Source organism: Methanothrix thermoacetophila PT, from assembly GCF_000014945.1.
Classification (GTDB): Archaea; Halobacteriota; Methanosarcinia; order Methanotrichales; family Methanotrichaceae; genus Methanothrix_B; species Methanothrix_B thermoacetophila.
The window spans coordinates 1,391,988-1,409,689 of the sequence record NC_008553.1; the positions used below are offsets into that span (position 1 = coordinate 1,391,988).

Below are 17,702 nucleotides of genomic sequence, written 5' to 3' on the forward strand. Positions count from 1 at the left end.
AAAACTACTAAAGCGCAGAGGTAATCGAGCGGTTAGCGCCTCGGTAGCAAAGCTCGGTCATTGCGCGTCCTTGGTAAGGACGAGGCCGCGGGTTCGAATCCCGCCCGAGGCTCTGGCAGTGCTCATCTCTTGAGGACATAATTGACCTCGGATGTATCAACCTCCCATGGCCGGAGGCACTCGTCCTTCTGGAACCCGAGGCTCAGCCACATGTAGCCCGGAAACACGAACTCTCCGTGATGCCTCTCGTCGAACGCCTGGAAGAGAGAGAATATCGTGTTCCAGCCAACCTCGCCTATATGCGGCCTCCCCTCAACAACGTACTCTATTCGCTCCCACTCAGGGAGGACCATTCTGTAAAGCCCCTCAAGAACATCGTCCTGGTGAGAGCATCTCTCGAACAGGGCCTTTACCTCGTTAACATCCAGCTCCATCCTCATCAGGACGAACCTGCATCAGCATTGGTGATAATCTTTTCCGCTCTTAGGTCGTGTGCTTGAATCACTGAATGGATCTGCTGGAATCGACGCATACGCCATATCCGATAATCTGGATGGCGGCGATCGCTGCAGATTTTAATGATTAAGGTACACGATTCGCTCTCATATGAGTGTGGTGGCCAGAAATTATTTCGCATCTCATCCAGCATCATAGCCGGAATATGAAGCTAACCCGGCAGAAGCTCGCTTTATTCTTAGCCAAAACCGTAAAGGTGTGGCCACTCGTGTGCTCAAACGCTAAATGATACCACCAAAATCGGCATCCCCGGGTCGTGGACCGTATCACTGAATAATTAGCTACGATCGAGAGCCATGGGCGGGATATCCCATGAATCTAGATGGCTCAAGCGCTCCAGATTTCAATGAATCAAGTACACGACCCATCCTCGAACGAGATAAGGAATTCGTCTCGAAACTATTTAAGCAACGATGTGGATCTGCATCGATCCTGCGCGGAGATACAATCCACATAAATCAAACGCCTGGGAATTTTGAGACGACTTCAAGATCAAAACTTTCGGGACTAAACACGTCTGAGTAAATAGGAAAAAGTATATATAAATATTGTTAGTTGTAAACTAAAAAATGACCGGTATTTCGGCTTAGGTTAGGGGGAAAATCATGAAACTGCTTGTTGTCGTGATCTCTACCATCATATGTCTGACATGTGCTGCAACCGCGAACGAAAATGCGACTAATGAATCTTATACGTATATATTCCTTCAGCAGGCGACTGGTGGCAGCTTTGTGAGTGATGGTTCTGGAAACTATACACTGAGCCTCACAGGGGTGATCCCATACACTGTGGTATTCTCAGACAGGCCTGCAAGACTTGCGAAATTTGTGAAGATGGAAGATTTCCTTACCGGATTCGACTTCGATCCTCAAAATCCACCCAATGCAGCCGTGATGATCCAAGGCGCAAATGAAACGGTGGACGTTGTCGTTCTCGAGTTGACTGCTCCGATTTACGATGCGGCGAACCAGACTCTTATGTACGCTGCAAAACTTACCTCGGATTTTGAGTTTAAATCAGGATGGGCAAACGATCTGACAGCAAGAGCTGATCCCGCTCTCCCTGAGGAGTTCGAGGATGTTGCTCTGATAATTGATGATGCTGCCATAAATAGATGCGATCCCGGCCTCCCATGTATGTGCGGCGATATTTGCTGTCCGATCTGCAGTTAGCCTCTGGACCAAGAGGGTATCGCCAATACTGCTGGTATCTATAAACAATCAAGGCCCACCTGGTCGATTCTTCGGAGGGGCAAGCTGAGGTAGCCACAACCAGAGACGACCGACTTTGCCTCTTTCACCAATGCAGATCCGCCGAATCACCAGCAAAGGCCGACAATTGATTTGATCCCGCGCAGGATGGCCGGAATATAGCAATCAAAATGCGAAGACGCTCCCAGCGTCCATGATATCATCCACCATCACGCTGTAATCGTCAAGCTCCTTTATGCCCGCGGCTGAGACACCCCTCTCTCTCAGATCCTGCGTGAACGCAAAGATCTCCCCCTCTGCTCCACCAAGACACCCTGAGAGTATGTTGTAAACGCCATCTCCAAGAAGGTAGAGCCTGAAGTTCCGGCTGAGCATCCTGAGGCACAGCTCTGCCCTGGGGTTCCCGGGCGGCTTTGTCAGTATGAATACGGAGCTCATAGAATCACCAGATGAGACATTCGGGGTGCGGGCAGATTACATCACCACCATCGCTCTGAAGCTTTTGATGCGCTCCACGAACTCGAGATCGTCTAGCATCTCGACCCGATCCAAGAGATCGCATGACAGGAGCCCTCGCTCGGCCATCGATGGCTCATGCGCGAATACATCGATCTCCGGGTATGCATACAGGAGACCTGCCAGGTGGCCGCGCTGATCTGCAAGCGCAAGGTAGACGCCGTCTGCATAAAGCGCGACCGCAGATCCTATGGGAAGACAAACAGCAGCTGCGTTCAGCGCTCCAAAAGCCCTCTCGTAGCTGTATGGAGGCGAATCCACAAGAAATACAACCGGACCCATGTCATCACCCCGAGAGCGATATCACCTTATCGCTCTCCCTGATCATGCGCTCCAGATCGTACAGACTCGTTATGAGCACCCCATCGATGTACTCCGGGCACACCCCGTTCTCAGATGCATATCCGCGCGAGGATGCGCATCTGGGGCATGCTCTTATGATGGCGCCCAGAGACGCGAGCTCATGAAAGAGGCCACCGATATTCCTGAACTGCACCGGTCTCTGCCCCCTCTTCGGTATGTGAACAGCATCGAGATAGAGAAAGATGTTAACCCTGTACCTCTCAAGAGCTGCTCTCGCTATCCTGTATGCGATCTCAGCGTTCTGATTGATGTAAGGCCCATCTGTGAGCACTATCGTCAGAGTCTTCATACGAAATCGCCAAAGGAGATCTTTTTTGGATACGGCTAGCTCAGAGATACGCGAGAAGCGATCTCAGGTGCTCAAGCCTCGTCGCGTACTTATCCTCCTGGAGTGGCTTGCATTTCTCCAGACCCACCTCCCCGCTGACCAGCCTGATGGCAAATGAGTAGCAGCTCTGCTCGCCACACTCCCTGCAGTTCGTGCCCGGAAGATACCTGTAGACCTCCATTGGATCCACCCGGACCTTCTCCTTGGGCGCAGGGGTGACTCCCTTCTCTATGGCATCGTTTATCGTCCTCTTCAACTCCTCAAGAATCTCCCTCGCATGCGCCTCGTCTCTGATCATCGTCATCGTCACGTTTCCTGTGCCATAGAGCGTTATGAGCACGGTGCCCTTCTGTATGATCAGCGCTCCAATCCTCTCAGAGTATCTGCCTCTGGGAAAGAGCGGCTCCAGCGCCTTCAGCGCACCTCCCAGCGGGGGATCCATGCGCGCGATTATCCTGAACTTCGTTGTATCCGCGATGCATGGAAGGAGCTGCTTGACCTCGACCACCTCAACTGGCCTTGCGTCCCTGATCTCGATCCTCTCGCTCTTCTCACCCTTCGACTCCAGGAAGTTCCTCCCGAAATCCGTGAGGCTCGCCACGTTGTTCTCTATCTTAATGAGACCTGCCTGCTGGAGTATCTGAAGGTGGTAGTCCAGCATGCTCTGGCCCACTGCTTTGCCTATGTCCTCCTTCGAAAGATCCATCTCAAGAAGCAGGTTCATTATCTTCCGCCTGGTTGTGTTCGCCATGGCGTTGCTCACGAGCTTTACCTCAGCATGTCCTGCCATAATCTCACCTAACTCTCGCAAAACACCCTTTCCGGGGCTCCAGGATAGTAACGATCCCTGAGACGGAGCGCCACGTTGACCAGGGATATCAGCACCGGCACCTCGATCAGAGGGCCTATTACAGCTGCAAATGCCTCCTGGGACGCTATACCGAATACAGCAACGGCAACCGCTATGGCGAGCTCGAAGTTGTTGCTGGCAGCGGTGAAAGCGACTGCGGCTGTGTTCTCATAGCTCACTCCCAGATTGAATGCCATGTAGAAGCTCACGAAGAACATCAGCAGGAAGTATATCGCAAGAGGCACAGCGACCCTCAACACATCCATCGGCAGCTGCACTATGTAATCGCCCTTGAGCGAGAACATCACTATGATTGTGAAGAGAAGAGCGATCAGCGTTATCGGGCTTATCCTGGGTATGAAACGACCATCGTACCATTCCCTTCCCCTCGCCCGGATCAGCGTGAACCTGGTGATTATGCCGGCGAGAAAAGGTATCCCGAGGTATATGAAGACGCTCTCTGCGATCTGTGTTATTGTGACATCGACCACGGTGCCCTCAGCCACGCCAAGATATGCCGGGAGTACCGTGATGAAGATGTAAGCGTATACTGAGTATAACAGCACCTGGAAAACAGAGTTCAGTCCGACAAGAGCTGCGCAGTACTCGGTGGATCCGCAGGCGAGCTCGTTCCAGACGATTACCATTGCTATGCATCGGGCCAGACCTATCAGAATCACACCGTACATGAGATGCGGGTAGTCTCGGAGGAATATCACAGCCAGCGCAAACATCAGCACCGGCCCGATCACCCAGTTCTGTATCAGCGAGAGTGCCAATACCTTTCTGTCATTGAATACCTCTCCCAGCTCCTCATACCTCACCTTCGCAAGAGGAGGATACATCATGAGTATGAGGCCTATCGCTATCGGTATCGATGTCGTCCCGACCGATAGGCTGAGAATGGCATCAGTGATCTGTGGCGCGAAGTTCCCTATCGCGATGCCCACAACCATCGCCAGGAATATCCAGAGTGTGAGGAACCTTGACAGCAGTGGCAGCTTTGCAGCCATTACATCACCTTCCCAGCTTTCTGTACCTGCTCTCCGTGGACTCAGAATCTGTCACAGAACTGGAGCTGCGACCGAGAGCACCAGGTGCGTTCTGTGCTACTGTGGGGCTGTGCGAGATCCAGTCGCTCCAGGGGTAGATCATGGCATTGTAGCCCATCAGCTGGAGAGCAAACCATACAATTGATGCGTGACCCGGATTTTCGGAATACACAACAACAGGCCTGTCTATCTGAAGAGGTGCGAACAATTCCATGAGAGTCTCGTTATCCGCGATCCTGTCTCCGTCTCTGGCCCTCTCAGAATCGATGTGAACTGCCCCTGGTATCCTGGACAGGCCGAAGTCTCTGAACGGTCGGGCATCCACAATCTGGACCTCGCCGCTCATGACATAATCGTATGTTGCAACAAGGTTCTGTTTGTTCGGTATGTAAGCGCTCTCGTCTCTGACAGATGGCACGTTCTGCACGGGAAGACCCATTGATTGCCATCTCTCAACATCTCCATCCAGGAGGCTCACATCCCTGTGTCCAACATACTTCAGTGCGAAGAAACCCAGAGCTGCATCTTCGAGATCATCACCATAGACAACAATTCTATCTGAATTGGTAACGCCAATGCTTCCAAGAGCGCTCGCGATCTCCTCAGGGCTCTTCAGGGTACCGTTCTGGTTCACCAGCGACCCCCGGCTAAGCCTCATAGCACCCTTAACGTAAATGCCGTCATTCAAGTTCTCTGTGATTGCCAGGACCGTATCCGAGCTGGAGACCGACGGCATCGGCCTGAGAAGATCACCGTTCGGGAAATCATCTGATCTGTAATCGTCCTGCATGGCAGTGCTCTTGCCCTCAGCGCTGGGGCTGACGCTCTGGGCGGGGTTGTAGTTGAGGAATGCGTATGGATCCCAAGTGCCTCCGGCAGAGCACGCGCAGCCCGCGAGCGCTGCTGGCAGCGACAGCAGCATCGCAGATACCATGAGAATTGTCGCAGTCTGTATCGTCATTGCTATCATCCGATCATTTCTGTAATTTTGACAGTAAGCGCGCCTGGTTCATGATCTCAATCACCGCACCGTCCGCCAGGCGGTAGTTTGACCACTTGCCCACCTTCCGCTCTTTTATTAGTCCTGCATCCTTCAGTATGGATAGGTGATGGGATGTCGTCGATTGCGGTCGATCCAGCGCGGTCATTATCTCGCAGACGCAGAACTCTCCATTCTGGAGGAGCTTCAGAATGGCAAGCCTGCACGGATCCGATAGAGCTTTGAAGATCTTCACCTCATCTTGCACATCACTCTCTATGACGTCTACCAGAGAGCGAAGTCTCTGGATCTTATGCATCGCCCGCTCTTCATCGCCGATCAGCCTCGCGAGCTTCTTCACAGATTTATCAGTAAGTCCAGGCATTCGCATACGTATCGATATTTCTCGATATATAAGAATTTCCACCAGGCCTGAAAAATATCTGCATTACCGCTGTAAATCCATCTGAGAGATCATCTTCGGTACACATGTTTGTACGGGGATCGGAAGGTGGAAGGGCCCTTCCGGAGACGTGAACCTTCCATCCTCAAGAGCAGAGTTTATGCCGTGGCGGCCTGTGTTGTTGATGCTCCATCCTTCATCACATACAGCAGCGCACCAACGCCCATGCACACCGCGATCAACATAAAGATCCAGCCGATATACGGCAGCAGGAACAGAATGTTGAGTATAACGTACCCAACTGTGAATGAGACAGCGCTACCTGTTCCGCTTCTGAATATAGCCATAACCTTCCTCCCCAGCGTGAACGATACGAGAAGGCATGAGAGCATGATGCCCACTCCGAGGAGCAGCAGGAGCATCACCGATACTGGAATGCCCACAATCGTTATGGCTAGAATCATCGCGAGAATGAGGGACACGATTATCGCCAGGAATCCCACCAGCGTCTCGATCGCCGGATCTCTGAGCATCTTGTCCTCAGATGACCTAAAGAGCCATGGTGCTACCCTGAGTCCTATCAGACCGAGGAGAAGATAGCCGATGATGCTGAGCAGGTGGAAGAAGCTCATGAATGCCGTATCCTCGTGTCTGCTCTCGATCCTCTGGAACTCCACACGTCCGGCAGTTCCGTTGTTCTCAAACTGCTCTGCCGCAACGGTGAGTGTGCCGTTGATGCTTCCCTGGTTGCTGAATCGCTTCGCCCCGATGAGGGCATCTCTCCCAACGGTTGTGCCGGGAAGCATACTGATATCCTCGCCCATCAGCACAGCGTTTCGCTGAATCTTTGAGGAGATGTTGATTCTGCTTCCAGCGGCGACCAGCTTTCCGCCGATGTCAGATCGAAGGACAACCTGACCGCCGGCCAGAATGAGATCGCCGGCTATCGGCGCATTCACGGTGACAACGCCTCCAGCAACAACTGCGCTGTCGACAGGTGCGTTTATGTTCACCACGCTGCCTGCCGCGAAGATATCGTCATCCACAGGAGAATCAATTGTTATGGTTTCATCTGAGTACATTCTGAGCGATGTTGCTCCATGAACCAGCAGCGATATCATGAAAAATATACATATCAATAAATGTTTCCGCATCGGGACCCCCTAAAAAATCTACCCCCATGGGATAAATATCTATCTGATAGAAAGCAAAAGGGCGCAAGTTTCTATCTTCAGGAGCGCAGGTCACATTTCAGATCTGCACAGCGTAGCAGTTTTATCCCACCTAGTTATATCCCACCCATATTTAGTGATCCATACGGAGCTCTCCAAAATTATGTCTCATGTGTGTATCATTGAGCTCAAGATGCACGCGACCTTGGCATTATGCAACTGCACACTGATTACTGAAGCATACCAGTTATTCGAGCCGATGACAAAATAGCTCAGGCCCACCAAAACACATCTGCCACCTTGGGCTGCGGATCCAGCACTACCGATGGAACGCAACGGCTGGGGATGATCTGGATTTCCTGCCTCTGCACATCAGTGCTTCGGCAGGAGAACAGCATTCACCACGCCATCCTGCCCGGGTCTGCTCAAAACCCTGGCCTCGCCGATCTCGGTCCTGATCACAGCACCTCTCGTGATTATGTTCCTTCTCACATAATGCCTGTTTGCAGGATTGTCCACCACTGTCTCGATCTTCACAAGCTTTGTGGCACCTGTGACCGGATCCGAGACGCTGGCAACGTCTGCTTTAAGAAGGCGGAGCTTCTGGTTGCCTCCACGTGTGCGGATCTTCTTGACCCTGATTGGACCGACAAGCGTCTCTGCTGGCTCTCTGCCCAGCTCATACTTTCTCTTCCCTCTGGCCGGAACCAACCTTCCACCAGTGGGCTTTCTAGCCGACTTTCCCTGCCACTTCATAACCGATGACCTCCGTTCCCCTTTTTCAAATCCTTATATAGACTTTACGGCCACTATGCTTTTCGGGTTAGAGGGCCCTGACAGTTTCCCGTCAGGGATATCGTCTCTACCCTTGCACGTTCATCCAGAGAAATCAGGCCGCGCTTTCCAGATACGCGGCCGTCTCTTCCGACTGGAGAGCGTCATATTTCAGGTACAGCGTCTCATATCCGTCCTTCTCGAAGGCGAACTGCCATGTGCCGGGCACACCGCTGATTTCGGCTATGCCGCCTGAATCGGTCACAGCCTCAAAGCTCTTTCCATCGCCATCGACCCCTGTTATATGGACATCGGAAAGAGCAGGGCCATCGAGGCTTCCCTCATGAACATGAACTGTGAGGGTGACCTGATCCTGAGACGACATGGCGGCTTTTTCCAGATACGCGGCCGTCTCTTCCGACTGGAGAGCGTCATATTTCAGGTACAGCGTCTCATATCCGTCCTTCTCGAAGGCGAACTGCCATGTGCCGGGCACACCGCTGATTTCGGCTATGCCGCCTGAATCGGTCACAGCCTCAAAGCTCTTTCCATCGCCATCGACCCCTGTTATATGGACATCGGAAAGAGCAGGGCCATCGAGGCTTCCCTCATGAACATGAACTGTGAGGGTGACCTGATCCTGAGACGACCAGGCTGGCACTGTCAAACACAAACATACCATTAGCAGTACAGAGATCCATTTGAATTTCATCCATTATCACACTCCAAAATTATACAAAATTATATTATGCCCGATCAGATCCTCTCTGATCGGGTGTATCTGCTCAGGCCTGGACTATGACGACGTACACACTCCCTTTGCCCGGCACTGTATTGATCCTATCGATCTTCCCATCCATCATCGACTTCGGAGCGGGCTTTTCAGCCACAGGCTTGTCAGAGGTGTCATCTGCTGGAAGCCCCCTCATGTCCGGCCTGTCCAATCTCCCATCCATCATCGACTTCAGAGCGGGCTTTTCAGCCACAGGCTTGTCAGAGGTGTCATCTGCTGGAAGCTCCCTCATGTCCGGCCTGTCCAATCTCCCATCCATCATCGACTTCAGAGCGGGCTTTTCAGCCACAGGCTTGTCAGAGGTGTCATCTGCTGGAAGCTCCCTCATGTCCGGCCTGTCCAATCTCCCATCCATCATCGACTTCAGAGCGGGCTTTTCAGCATCCGGCCCAGTTGTTTTCGCTCTGGGCGGTAGGCAGCCATCTTTTATCTGGTCATCTGACATTCCACATCCTGCGGCGACTATCCTGTTTTCGGCCTGTTTGTCATTGCCAGCGTCCGGTGCTGATAGAGCCGGCGCTATGAGAGCGCACATCGCCAGCAATGCTATTCCAATCTTACAGTACTTCATACAATTCCTCCGTTTGATGCCAGCTCATCACAGACAGCTCAGAGCTGACAGCCTAGGCTTTTTTTTGAACGATTTAAAAAGATGTAAGCGAACGAACATGCGTGTGATGTTCTAGAACTGGCCAATCGATGTTTCTGGAAGTTACAATAATCCTCCTGGTTGGTTCAGTTTTCGTTCTGGAACGGCCATATCGTGCCAAACGGCGCCATGACTTGAATACCGATTCGCCAGCGAAGGCAAATCATCAAACTCCTGAGGCTGGGTGTATATCGTTGAAATCCGCAACGCCCAACCCATCCGGTTTATACTGAAACAACCACAATCTGAAACGCTTTCATCCTTTTGGCATGCCTCTAGGATAGCAGGCGTGATTTCCAGCAGGATCTCGGCAATTCGATCCCACGCCTCGTGGATGGCATGCAAAAAAATGCTGCATACAGGAAAGGGTTGAGTATTCCTAAAACCTCTGGTTTTGAGGCAAATGTGAGCCAAATGCGATATCAGCGAGAATCCGCCATTGTAAAAATAAGGGTTTATAGGAATACTCGGTTAATGTGAAATATAAATTGCATAAAATTACATAAAAACATTGAACGATGAAATGCCTCTGTGCATGCCCTTCGCTCTCAGTCCTCCTCCCTCTCGTACTTGAATGATAACTTCACCTTTGCCCTGTACTCCACGATCTTGCCCTTGTCCAGCCTCACATCAAGCTCGGTGACCTCTGCCACCCTCAAATCTCTCAAAGTCTTTGAAGCTGTCTCCACAACAGTCTTTACTGCATCTTCCCACCCAACCGTCGATGTGCCGACGAGCTCTATGAATTTATATACATCCCCGTTCAAGCAAATCACCTCAGTAATTAATTGATACATTGCTCCTCAATCTTAATATAACTTTCGAGATTGTGGCAAGACCTGTCCGGATAAGAGCTGAGCCAGAAATCTGGACCTTACCGCATTCTGCAGGTCGGAAACACCTTAATCCTCATTAGGACAGGTCTTTGTAGCGATTACGTCTTCAGACCTCCAGGACTTCCTGCAGAGGGCGCGTTTCGTCTGACCGAACCCCATCAACGATGGACTTTGTCCACCATGTTTGAGTGCGTCTGTCACATAATCCTCAAAAACTATAGCGATGAAGCGTGACTGAGTTTTGATGATACGTGAGTATTTCAGACTTCATCAGACGATAGCCACGATCGTGGCCAGATCGCAGGAGCACATAGAGATCGCAAAGAGCGCGATAATAGACAGCAGGACCCAGCTTGAGGAGTTCATAGCTTTCGACCCTCTATTCCAGCTGACCCTCGTGCCCTACGATCTCCCGGTAGATAATGCCCCGCCTATTGTAAAAAGGATGTGCCATGCATCGTCACTCTTCCACGTCGGACCTATGGCAGCTGTCGCCGGAGCGATTGCAGCATTTGCAGTCGAGGCCATGGTGGAGGCGGGGGCTGATTACGCTGTCGTTGACAACGGTGGGGACATAGCGATCTTCTCGGATGAGCCTCTGCTTGTTGGGATATACGCCGGCTCATCTCCGATAAAGAATCTGGCACTTGAGATCCATCCCACAGGAGGAATCCTGGGGGTGTGCAGCAGCAGCGGGACCATTGGGCCGTCAATAAGCTTCGGATGTGCAGATGTCGCGACAGTGATATCCAGAGATCCGGCGATAGCAGATGCCGGCGCGACAGCGCTCGGCAATGCTGTCACGCCAGATGCCAGCCTGAAGGAGTGCTTCAGTGTGGTTGATAGAGATGAGGTGATCGGAGCTTTGATCATAAGGGGTGATGAGATGGCGGTGTGGGGAGAGGTACCGCCCATACGGAGAGCGCGGGTCAAATACGACCTCATAACAAAGGGGTAGGCGGCCTGAACAGGATGAGCATCGCTGAAATCCGCAACGCTCAGTCAATCCAAACTTGTGAGACGCTCGCCCGAGTCTCTCGATTCATTCAGCTATTCGCACACACGACCAATATGGTTACGTTCTCTTGTACAGAAGCGTCGCAGTCGTGGCCGGATTCAGGGTCCCTACGGCCTTTGGTGAAAAGCAAAGTTTTATCTTCCACGTAATTCAACCCTGCATGCATGTCAGGAGAAACTTCTGCGTGGGATCGCTTTCTACCATCTTGAGCACCTTCGCGGCCAAGTGGTGAAGATATTCGATACGACCCTTAGGGACGGAGAGCAGACGCCTGGAGTATCGCTCACCCCTGAGGAGAAGCTCATAATCGCCAGGCAGCTCGACAAGCTCGGGGTCAATGTCATCGAGGCTGGCTTTCCGGTATCGTCCAAGGGCGAGTTTGAATCTGTCCGGGCCATAGCGAATGAGGGGCTTACAGCCACGGTCTGCGGCCTCTCCAGGATAATCAAAAACGATATCGACAGGTGTCTCGATGCCGATGTCGGCATGGTCCATGTATTCGTATCGACCTCCGACATACAGATAGCGCATACGATAAAGAAGAGCAGGGAGGAGATAGTTGCGGACTCGATAAAGGCGGTCGAGTACGTGAAAGACCATGGTGTTTTGTGCCTCTTCTCGGCCATGGACGCCACAAGGACGCCTCCTGCTTTCCTCAGGGAGATCTTCACGGCTGTTGAGGGCGCTGGGGCTGACATAATAAACATACCAGACACTGTGGGTGTAATGGCGCCGTCCGCGTTCCACCGGCTCGTGAAAGAGGTCTGCAGCTACATGAACATACTCGTGGATGTGCACTGTCACAACGACTTCGGGCTTGCGGTGGCGAACAGCTTGGCTGCTGTGGAGGCCGGTGCCAGGGAGGTCCAGGTCACAGTCAACGGCCTGGGAGAGAGGGCCGGCAATGCGAACCTCGCAGAGACCGTCATGAGCCTCCATTCGATATACGGAGCGAAAACCTCGATAAGAACACAGTACCTCGTTGAGACTGCGAGGCTTGTGGAGCGCCTCACAGAGACCCGGATACCCATTAACGCGCCGATCGTCGGGGATAACGCGTTCTCCCACGAGAGCGGCATACACAGCCATGGTGTTATAGAGAGAAGCGACACATTCGAGCCTGGGATAATGACTCCTGAGATGGTCGGCCACAGGCGCAGGATAGTCCTCGGAAAGCACACCGGAAGGCATGCGGTGAAGAAGGTGCTCGAGGAGGCTGGATATCATCCGACAGAGGACCAGCTCCAGGAGATACTTCGGAGGATAAAGGAGCTCGGCGACAAGGGCAAGCAGGTCACGGATGCAGATCTCCAGACCATTGCAGAGGTCGTCCTGGGCGAGATCGCAAAGGGAGAGCAGGCGCTCGTCCTCAAAGAGGTGGCTGTGATGACAGGGAACACTATCACACCCACAGCCACTGTCAGGGCTCTATTCAGGGGAGAGGAGAAGGTTCTCGCAAACATTGGCGTGGGACCTGTGGATGCTGCAGTGAAGGCTGTGAGGGAGATACTCGGCCAGGACAGCCTGATCAGGGTGAGGGACTTCAGGATTGAGGCAATCACAGGAGGCTCTGATGCCCTTGCGGAGGTCGTGATAGGGGTTGAGGATACTGAGGGAAGAAAGGTCTCAGCTCGATCCGCGCGGGAGGACATAGTCATGGCATCGGTGGAGGCGCTTGTCAGCGCGATAAACCGTCTTCTGCTTCTTGAGGAACGTACATCCAAGTGACCAAAAGAAATGAGCAGGGGATGTTGTATTGGTCGAAGTCATAGATGCACACTGTCATCTCGATTTCAAGCATTTCAATAAAGACAGGATGGATGTTATAGAGAGAGCGAGAGCTTCTGGTGTTGTGGAGATGATCAACTCCGGGGTCGACCTCCAGACGAATAGAGAGACGCTGAAGCTGGCCAGGTCGCATGAGTTCATTCACGCGACTCTGGGGCTCAGCCCCAACTCCCTCGACCAGATGAGGCCCAAAGATGTGGATCTCGTACTTGATGAGATCCGGCAGAACTCCGGGGAGATAATCGGGGTTGGAGAGGCAGGGCTGGATTACTACAGGTGCAGCGATCCGGCTCTGAGAAGGCAGCAGATCGATGTATTCCGCAAGGTGATACTGCTCGCAGAGGAGCTCGAGAAACCGCTTGTGATACACGCCAGAGAGACCGAAGATATCGCATTCGATCTTGTGAAGGATATGGAGAAGGTGGTATTTCACTGCTACAGCGGAAGCCTGGAGACCATGAGAAAGATCGTCGACAGGGGATTTTATGTGTCGATCGCAACAGTTGTGTGCAGATCTGTGAAGCACCAGGCTCTGGCAAGGAACGTGCCCCTGGATCAGCTGCTCATCGAGACAGACAGCCCGTTTCTGTCCCCGAGAAGGGGCAGGAACGAGCCGTCTTTTATCCTTGACTCGCTCAATCTCATAGCTCGGATGAGGGGCATGGACCCTGAGGATCTCGCCACGGCAACTGTGAGGAACACAAGAAGGATTTATGGAATGTGATGTCTATCTCCAGGACACCTTGAGATGCGAGTTTAACACATATGTACAGAGGGGGCGCGGGTATTCGCATCTGCCTTCGCCCCTCAACCACGCCATCGCGTTGAACTCGTTTCAGCGCGAGTTGAGATGCATCAAATGATAGTTGCCAGGCATACCCCCTGTGATTTGACAAATCAATAGGATGAAGATATGCGAAGTTGGTTGCCGATGGTTGTGTTGTCAGAGCTCGCCTCACCGGCATTCGATCATACAACCCATGTGCTACATGGCATGCAAACCTTACGATAAGAGGATCGATGCTGCCGCGTACTGCATGCGGACCTGTTCGAATAAGAGCTGTGGCCAGAAATCTAGACCTTACCGCCCTCTGCAGGTCGAAAACACCCGATCCTTATTCAGACACGTCCCTGCATGCGATAGAAAATTATATGAATCGACCTGTGGACATAATAAAGATTGGGGTTCTGAAATAGAGGATTAGCGATCATGGCTATACACTTCGAGCACATCCTGAAGTACCTTGGATCCAAGAAGGAGAAGGGAAGGAAGAAGATCGGTCTCCTGGTAGACGGTCCCAACATGCTGCGCAAGGAGTTCCAGATGGACCTCGAGGAGATACGGAACATACTCAGAGACTACGGCGACATAAAGGTCGGAAAGGTTTTCCTGAACCAGTATGCCTCCGAGAAGCTGGTGGAGGCGGTCGAGAACCAGGGGTTTGAGCCGGTTATATGCACAAGCGACGTCGATGTGAGGATGGCCGTGGAGGGTGTCGACATGATCTACAACCCTGTCATAGACACCATAGCGCTCGTCACCAGAGACGCTGATCTGAAACCGGTTCTCATGAAGGCGATGGAGCACGGCAAGGAGACGATCATATTCGGGGCAGAGCCCGGCTTTTCTGTTGCACTGAGGAACTCCGCAGATTATGTCATAGTGCTCAGAAACGGCGAGTACGTCACAGAGTCATGAGACTGGAAGTGATACCATAGGTACCATAAGAAAGTTGATCTCAGTCGGTATGGTCTCTGACTGGGATGATATCAGGCCCAGAGGCTCCAGCATCTCCGCATCTCTTGCGATAATCGCTCTGTGCATCCTCGTATCGATCGCAATGGCCATTGACCCCTGGGCTGTGAGGGGATACCTCTCCCTGAATCCAGCGCTTGTCGAGTCCAGGCCGTGGACGCTGGTGACGCACATATTCGTTCATGCTGACATAGGCCATCTCTTCTGGAATATGCTGGCCCTCTTATTCTTCGGAACAGAGCTCGAAAGAAGGGTTGGCGAGAGAAATTTCCTCTTGGTCTTCTTCGCATCCGGAATATTCGGCGGCATTATAGAGATGCTTGTGGCAACAGGATATATGATGGGAGCCAGCGGGGCTATCATGGGGGTCATGGGAGCTCTGGCGATAATCGCGCCCGAGATCAGGGTTATAATCTTCCCCATACCAATACCTCTGGGGATACCACTGGCGATAGCCCTGATCGCGTTCCTGGATCTGTACTACCAGATAAGCCTGCGGGGAGCGGATGGCATAGGGCACATGGCGCACCTCGCAGGACTTCTCGCCGGCCTATTCTTTGGTCAGAGCTTCGGAAGGAGAAGAAGGTATTACTGATGGGGAACGCTGGTGTGCACCGCATCAGCTGCCTGGAATATCATGTGAGTTACCACGAGATATCTCGTCTGAGATATCGAATCCCGCGATCTCATGCTGCTGCAGCATGAGATCACAGGAAGATATTTCAGGTGTGCCCGCAGGATGCAGAGGATTTATATTTGTTGAGATCGAGAGATAAAGAGCTGCATCGAGGAGTTTCTGAGCACCATGAGGTGTTGCCTGGGATCGCAGTCTCATTGCCTGCGGTATTTTTAGGAGGATCCACCATGCGTCAGAGATCTAAAAAGGGTATGCGTTCGAAGGAGGAGGTCTCACAGCTGAGAACCCCCATAGTATGTGTTATGGGGCACGTCGATCACGGGAAGACAACGCTGCTTGACAGGATAAGAGGCACCACAGTCGCACAGTACGAGGCTGGAGCCATAACGCAGCATATAGGCGCTACCGAGATCCCTCTGAGCGTAATACAGCAGTTCTGCGGTTCAGGATTCAAGGCGAACCTCATGGTTCCAGGGCTGCTTTTCATAGATACGCCTGGCCACCATGCGTTCACATCGCTCAGAAGCCGGGGTGGGTCGCTTGCGGATCTGGCGATCCTCATAGTTGACATTAACGAAGGGTTCCAGCCGCAGACCATCGAGTCGATCAACATCCTGAAGAGATTCAAAACTCCCTTCGTGGTCGCTGCGAACAAGATAGACAGAATCCCAGGATGGCGACCTGTCGAAAACGCCCCCATGGAGAAGAGCCTCGCAGGACAGACTGAGCGAGTGGTGGAGACTCTGGAGACGAAGATATACGAGCTCGTTGGTGAGCTCTACAAATACGGCTTCGACTCCAACCGCTATGACAGGATAGCAGACTTCACAAAGACCGTGGGCATAATCCCGGTCAGCGCCATAACTGGCGAGGGAATTCCAGATCTTCTTCTTGTCCTGGTCGGCCTCGCACAGAGGTTCCTGAAGCAAAACCTGGTGATTGAATCGAGTCGGCCGGGCATGGGAACGATACTCGAGGTGAAAGAGGAAAGGGGTCTCGGGACAACGCTGGACGTCATACTTTACGACGGGATGATCAGCGTCGGGGACACGATCGTGGTCGGAACTCCCCGGGAGCCGATAATAACGAAGGTGAGGGCGCTTCTCAAGCCGAGACCGCTCAAGGAGATACGGAGCGAGGAGCGGTTCACCCCCGTGAAGCATGTCGTAGCCGCGTCCGGCATAAAGGTATCAGCCCCGAAGCTGGAGACAGCGCTTGCTGGATCCACCATACGTGTTGTGGGAGAGGGCGAGGATCCTGAGGCGATAGCCAAGGAGATAAGGTCTGAGATCGAGGCTGTCAGGATCGATACAGACACTGTTGGTGTGATACTGAAGGCGGATACCATTGGATCTCTGGAGGGGCTCGTCGGCGAGCTACGTGCAAAGAACATACCCATTCATGTGGCTGATGTGGGGCCGGTAACGCGCAGGGATGTAATAAGGGCCGCGGCCATAAAGGATCCGCTTCTCTCGGTCATACTCGGATTCAATGTCGAGATACTCCCAGACGCTCTCTCTGAGATACAGAAGCTGGACATTCCGGTATTCCAGAGTGACGTCATATACACGCTTCTCGAGAGCTACGAGGAGTGGATGGAGGAGAAGAAGATGCAGATGGAGCAGGAGCGGCTCGAGGCCATCGTAAAGCCAGGATGTGTTCGCATACTGCCCGACTGCGTCTTCAGGCAGTCCAAGCCTGCGATTGTCGGCGTGCAGGTTGTCGGAGGGACGATATCACATAACGTGCCCTTGATCCGCGAGGACGGCGCAGTGGTCGGCACCATACGCGGGATCCAGCAAAGGAACGAGAACATACCCATGGCAACGGTAGGCCAGGAGGTCGCGATATCGATCGATGGGCCTACGGTTGGACGTCAGATCCACGAGGGTGATCTGCTTTACGTCAACATACCTGAGAAGCACGCCAGGATAATCGAGCAGGAGCTCAAGCAGAAGATGTCTCAGGATGAGATTGAGGTCTTCGAGAAGTTCCTGGAGATCAAGCGGAAGAAGGACATGTTCTGGGGAAGATGAGCGTGCTCAGTTGCGACGAACGTCG

At 52.6% G+C, this 17,702-nt stretch carries 20 protein-coding genes and 1 tRNA gene; 8 read left to right on the plus strand and 13 right to left on the minus strand.

Annotated elements, in window-relative coordinates; genetic code table 11:
* Positions 1–37: 37 nt before the first annotated feature.
* A tRNA-Thr gene (locus MTHE_RS06690) sits at positions 38–112 on the plus strand.
* A gap of 10 nt (positions 113–122) precedes the next feature.
* Here MTHE_RS06690 and MTHE_RS06695 read toward each other — a convergent pair.
* Positions 123–440: a hypothetical protein gene (locus tag MTHE_RS06695; protein ID WP_011696453.1), complete on the minus strand. Its 318-nt coding sequence runs from the start codon at positions 438–440 to the stop codon at positions 123–125.
* Positions 441–1,121: 681 nt separating this feature from the next.
* On the opposite strand from MTHE_RS06695, the gene MTHE_RS06700 reads away from it, so the two are divergent.
* Positions 1,122–1,688, plus strand: a complete 567-nt coding sequence (locus MTHE_RS06700) for a hypothetical protein (RefSeq protein WP_011696454.1) — start codon at positions 1,122–1,124, stop codon at positions 1,686–1,688.
* 204 nt (positions 1,689–1,892) lie between these two features.
* Here the strand turns inward: MTHE_RS06700 and MTHE_RS06705 are convergent, their stop codons facing one another.
* From MTHE_RS06705 to MTHE_RS06760, 12 genes are all read right to left on the minus strand, one after another.
* Positions 1,893–2,165, minus strand: a complete 273-nt coding sequence (locus MTHE_RS06705; protein ID WP_011696455.1) for a DsrH/TusB family sulfur metabolism protein — start codon at positions 2,163–2,165, stop codon at positions 1,893–1,895.
* A gap of 36 nt (positions 2,166–2,201) precedes the next feature.
* Entirely contained in the window at positions 2,202–2,525 is a 324-nt protein-coding gene (locus MTHE_RS06710; RefSeq protein ID WP_011696456.1) for a DsrE family protein, read from the minus strand.
* Between the two features lie 4 nt (positions 2,526–2,529).
* Positions 2,530–2,895, minus strand: coding sequence for a DsrE/DsrF/TusD sulfur relay family protein (locus MTHE_RS06715; protein ID WP_011696457.1), 366 nt, complete (start codon positions 2,893–2,895; stop codon positions 2,530–2,532).
* 40 nt (positions 2,896–2,935) lie between these two features.
* Positions 2,936–3,724, minus strand: a complete 789-nt coding sequence (locus MTHE_RS06720) for a (Fe-S)-binding protein (protein WP_011696458.1) — start codon at positions 3,722–3,724, stop codon at positions 2,936–2,938.
* An 8-nt stretch (positions 3,725–3,732) separates the two neighbouring features.
* Positions 3,733–4,797, minus strand: coding sequence for an ACR3 family arsenite efflux transporter (gene arsB, locus MTHE_RS06725; RefSeq protein ID WP_011696459.1), 1,065 nt, complete (start codon positions 4,795–4,797; stop codon positions 3,733–3,735).
* A gap of 4 nt (positions 4,798–4,801) precedes the next feature.
* Positions 4,802–5,806 (minus strand): sulfurtransferase, encoded by a 1,005-nt coding sequence (locus MTHE_RS06730; RefSeq protein ID WP_011696460.1) that lies wholly within the window; start codon positions 5,804–5,806, stop codon positions 4,802–4,804.
* A gap of 4 nt (positions 5,807–5,810) precedes the next feature.
* Positions 5,811–6,200 carry an ArsR/SmtB family transcription factor gene (locus tag MTHE_RS06735; RefSeq protein ID WP_175265890.1) on the minus strand — a complete coding sequence of 130 codons (390 nt, stop codon included), beginning with the start codon at positions 6,198–6,200 and terminating at the stop codon, positions 5,811–5,813.
* A 176-nt stretch (positions 6,201–6,376) separates the two neighbouring features.
* On the minus strand, positions 6,377–7,339 hold the full coding sequence (locus tag MTHE_RS06740) for a hypothetical protein (RefSeq protein ID WP_175265891.1): 963 nt from the start codon (positions 7,337–7,339) through the stop codon (positions 6,377–6,379).
* Positions 7,340–7,762: 423 nt separating this feature from the next.
* Complete coding sequence (locus MTHE_RS06745) at positions 7,763–8,146, minus strand: 30S ribosomal protein S8e (RefSeq protein ID WP_011696463.1); 384 nt, start codon at positions 8,144–8,146, stop codon at positions 7,763–7,765.
* Positions 8,147–8,279: 133 nt separating this feature from the next.
* Positions 8,280–8,825, minus strand: coding sequence for a hypothetical protein (locus MTHE_RS06750; protein WP_232840928.1), 546 nt, complete (start codon positions 8,823–8,825; stop codon positions 8,280–8,282).
* Positions 8,826–8,949: 124 nt separating this feature from the next.
* Entirely contained in the window at positions 8,950–9,528 is a 579-nt protein-coding gene (locus MTHE_RS06755) for a hypothetical protein (RefSeq protein ID WP_011696465.1), read from the minus strand.
* Positions 9,529–10,154: 626 nt separating this feature from the next.
* Positions 10,155–10,373 carry a dodecin family protein gene (locus tag MTHE_RS06760; RefSeq protein WP_175265892.1) on the minus strand — a complete coding sequence of 73 codons (219 nt, stop codon included), beginning with the start codon at positions 10,371–10,373 and terminating at the stop codon, positions 10,155–10,157.
* Positions 10,374–10,686: 313 nt separating this feature from the next.
* Between MTHE_RS06760 and MTHE_RS06765 the strand changes: the two genes are divergently transcribed.
* From MTHE_RS06765 to infB, 6 genes are all read left to right on the plus strand, one after another.
* The gene (locus MTHE_RS06765) at positions 10,687–11,400 is read left to right on the plus strand and encodes a UPF0280 family protein (protein WP_011696467.1); all 714 of its coding nucleotides are present in this window, start codon (positions 10,687–10,689) and stop codon (positions 11,398–11,400) included.
* A gap of 285 nt (positions 11,401–11,685) precedes the next feature.
* Entirely contained in the window at positions 11,686–13,188 is a 1,503-nt protein-coding gene (locus MTHE_RS06770) for a 2-isopropylmalate synthase (RefSeq protein ID WP_011696468.1), read from the plus strand.
* Positions 13,189–13,216: 28 nt separating this feature from the next.
* Entirely contained in the window at positions 13,217–13,972 is a 756-nt protein-coding gene (locus MTHE_RS06775; RefSeq protein WP_011696469.1) for a TatD family hydrolase, read from the plus strand.
* A gap of 486 nt (positions 13,973–14,458) precedes the next feature.
* Positions 14,459–14,947: a TIGR00288 family NYN domain-containing protein gene (locus MTHE_RS06780; RefSeq protein WP_011696470.1), complete on the plus strand. Its 489-nt coding sequence runs from the start codon at positions 14,459–14,461 to the stop codon at positions 14,945–14,947.
* Positions 14,948–14,996: 49 nt separating this feature from the next.
* Positions 14,997–15,599: a rhomboid family intramembrane serine protease gene (locus tag MTHE_RS06785; protein WP_175265893.1), complete on the plus strand. Its 603-nt coding sequence runs from the start codon at positions 14,997–14,999 to the stop codon at positions 15,597–15,599.
* 269 nt (positions 15,600–15,868) lie between these two features.
* Positions 15,869–17,677 (plus strand): translation initiation factor IF-2, encoded by a 1,809-nt coding sequence (gene infB, locus MTHE_RS06790; RefSeq protein WP_011696472.1) that lies wholly within the window; start codon positions 15,869–15,871, stop codon positions 17,675–17,677.
* The last annotated feature ends 25 nt before the right edge of the window (positions 17,678–17,702 follow it).

Excerpts from the sequence above, each read along its gene's own strand:
- arsB (WP_011696459.1), bottom strand. The coding sequence starts at position 4,797 with ATGGCTGCAAAGCTGCCACTGCTGTCAAGGTTCCTCACACTCTGGATA.
- MTHE_RS06780 (WP_011696470.1), top strand. The coding sequence starts at position 14,459 with ATGGCTATACACTTCGAGCACATCCTGAAGTACCTTGGATCCAAGAAG.
- MTHE_RS06705 (WP_011696455.1), bottom strand. The coding sequence starts at position 2,165 with ATGAGCTCCGTATTCATACTGACAAAGCCGCCCGGGAACCCCAGGGCA.
- MTHE_RS06720 (WP_011696458.1), bottom strand. The coding sequence starts at position 3,724 with ATGGCAGGACATGCTGAGGTAAAGCTCGTGAGCAACGCCATGGCGAAC.
- MTHE_RS06730 (WP_011696460.1), bottom strand. The coding sequence starts at position 5,806 with ATGATAGCAATGACGATACAGACTGCGACAATTCTCATGGTATCTGCG.
- MTHE_RS06745 (WP_011696463.1), bottom strand. The coding sequence starts at position 8,146 with ATGAAGTGGCAGGGAAAGTCGGCTAGAAAGCCCACTGGTGGAAGGTTG.
- MTHE_RS06765 (WP_011696467.1), top strand. The coding sequence starts at position 10,687 with ATGATACGTGAGTATTTCAGACTTCATCAGACGATAGCCACGATCGTG.
- infB (WP_011696472.1), top strand. The coding sequence starts at position 15,869 with ATGCGTCAGAGATCTAAAAAGGGTATGCGTTCGAAGGAGGAGGTCTCA.
- MTHE_RS06735 (WP_175265890.1), bottom strand. The coding sequence starts at position 6,200 with ATGCCTGGACTTACTGATAAATCTGTGAAGAAGCTCGCGAGGCTGATC.
- MTHE_RS06710 (WP_011696456.1), bottom strand. The coding sequence starts at position 2,525 with ATGGGTCCGGTTGTATTTCTTGTGGATTCGCCTCCATACAGCTACGAG.
- MTHE_RS06755 (WP_011696465.1), bottom strand. The coding sequence starts at position 9,528 with ATGAAGTACTGTAAGATTGGAATAGCATTGCTGGCGATGTGCGCTCTC.
- MTHE_RS06740 (WP_175265891.1), bottom strand. The coding sequence starts at position 7,339 with ATGATATCGCTGCTGGTTCATGGAGCAACATCGCTCAGAATGTACTCA.
- MTHE_RS06700 (WP_011696454.1), top strand. The coding sequence starts at position 1,122 with ATGAAACTGCTTGTTGTCGTGATCTCTACCATCATATGTCTGACATGT.
- MTHE_RS06695 (WP_011696453.1), bottom strand. The coding sequence starts at position 440 with ATGAGGATGGAGCTGGATGTTAACGAGGTAAAGGCCCTGTTCGAGAGA.
- MTHE_RS06715 (WP_011696457.1), bottom strand. The coding sequence starts at position 2,895 with ATGAAGACTCTGACGATAGTGCTCACAGATGGGCCTTACATCAATCAG.
- MTHE_RS06785 (WP_175265893.1), top strand. The coding sequence starts at position 14,997 with ATGGTCTCTGACTGGGATGATATCAGGCCCAGAGGCTCCAGCATCTCC.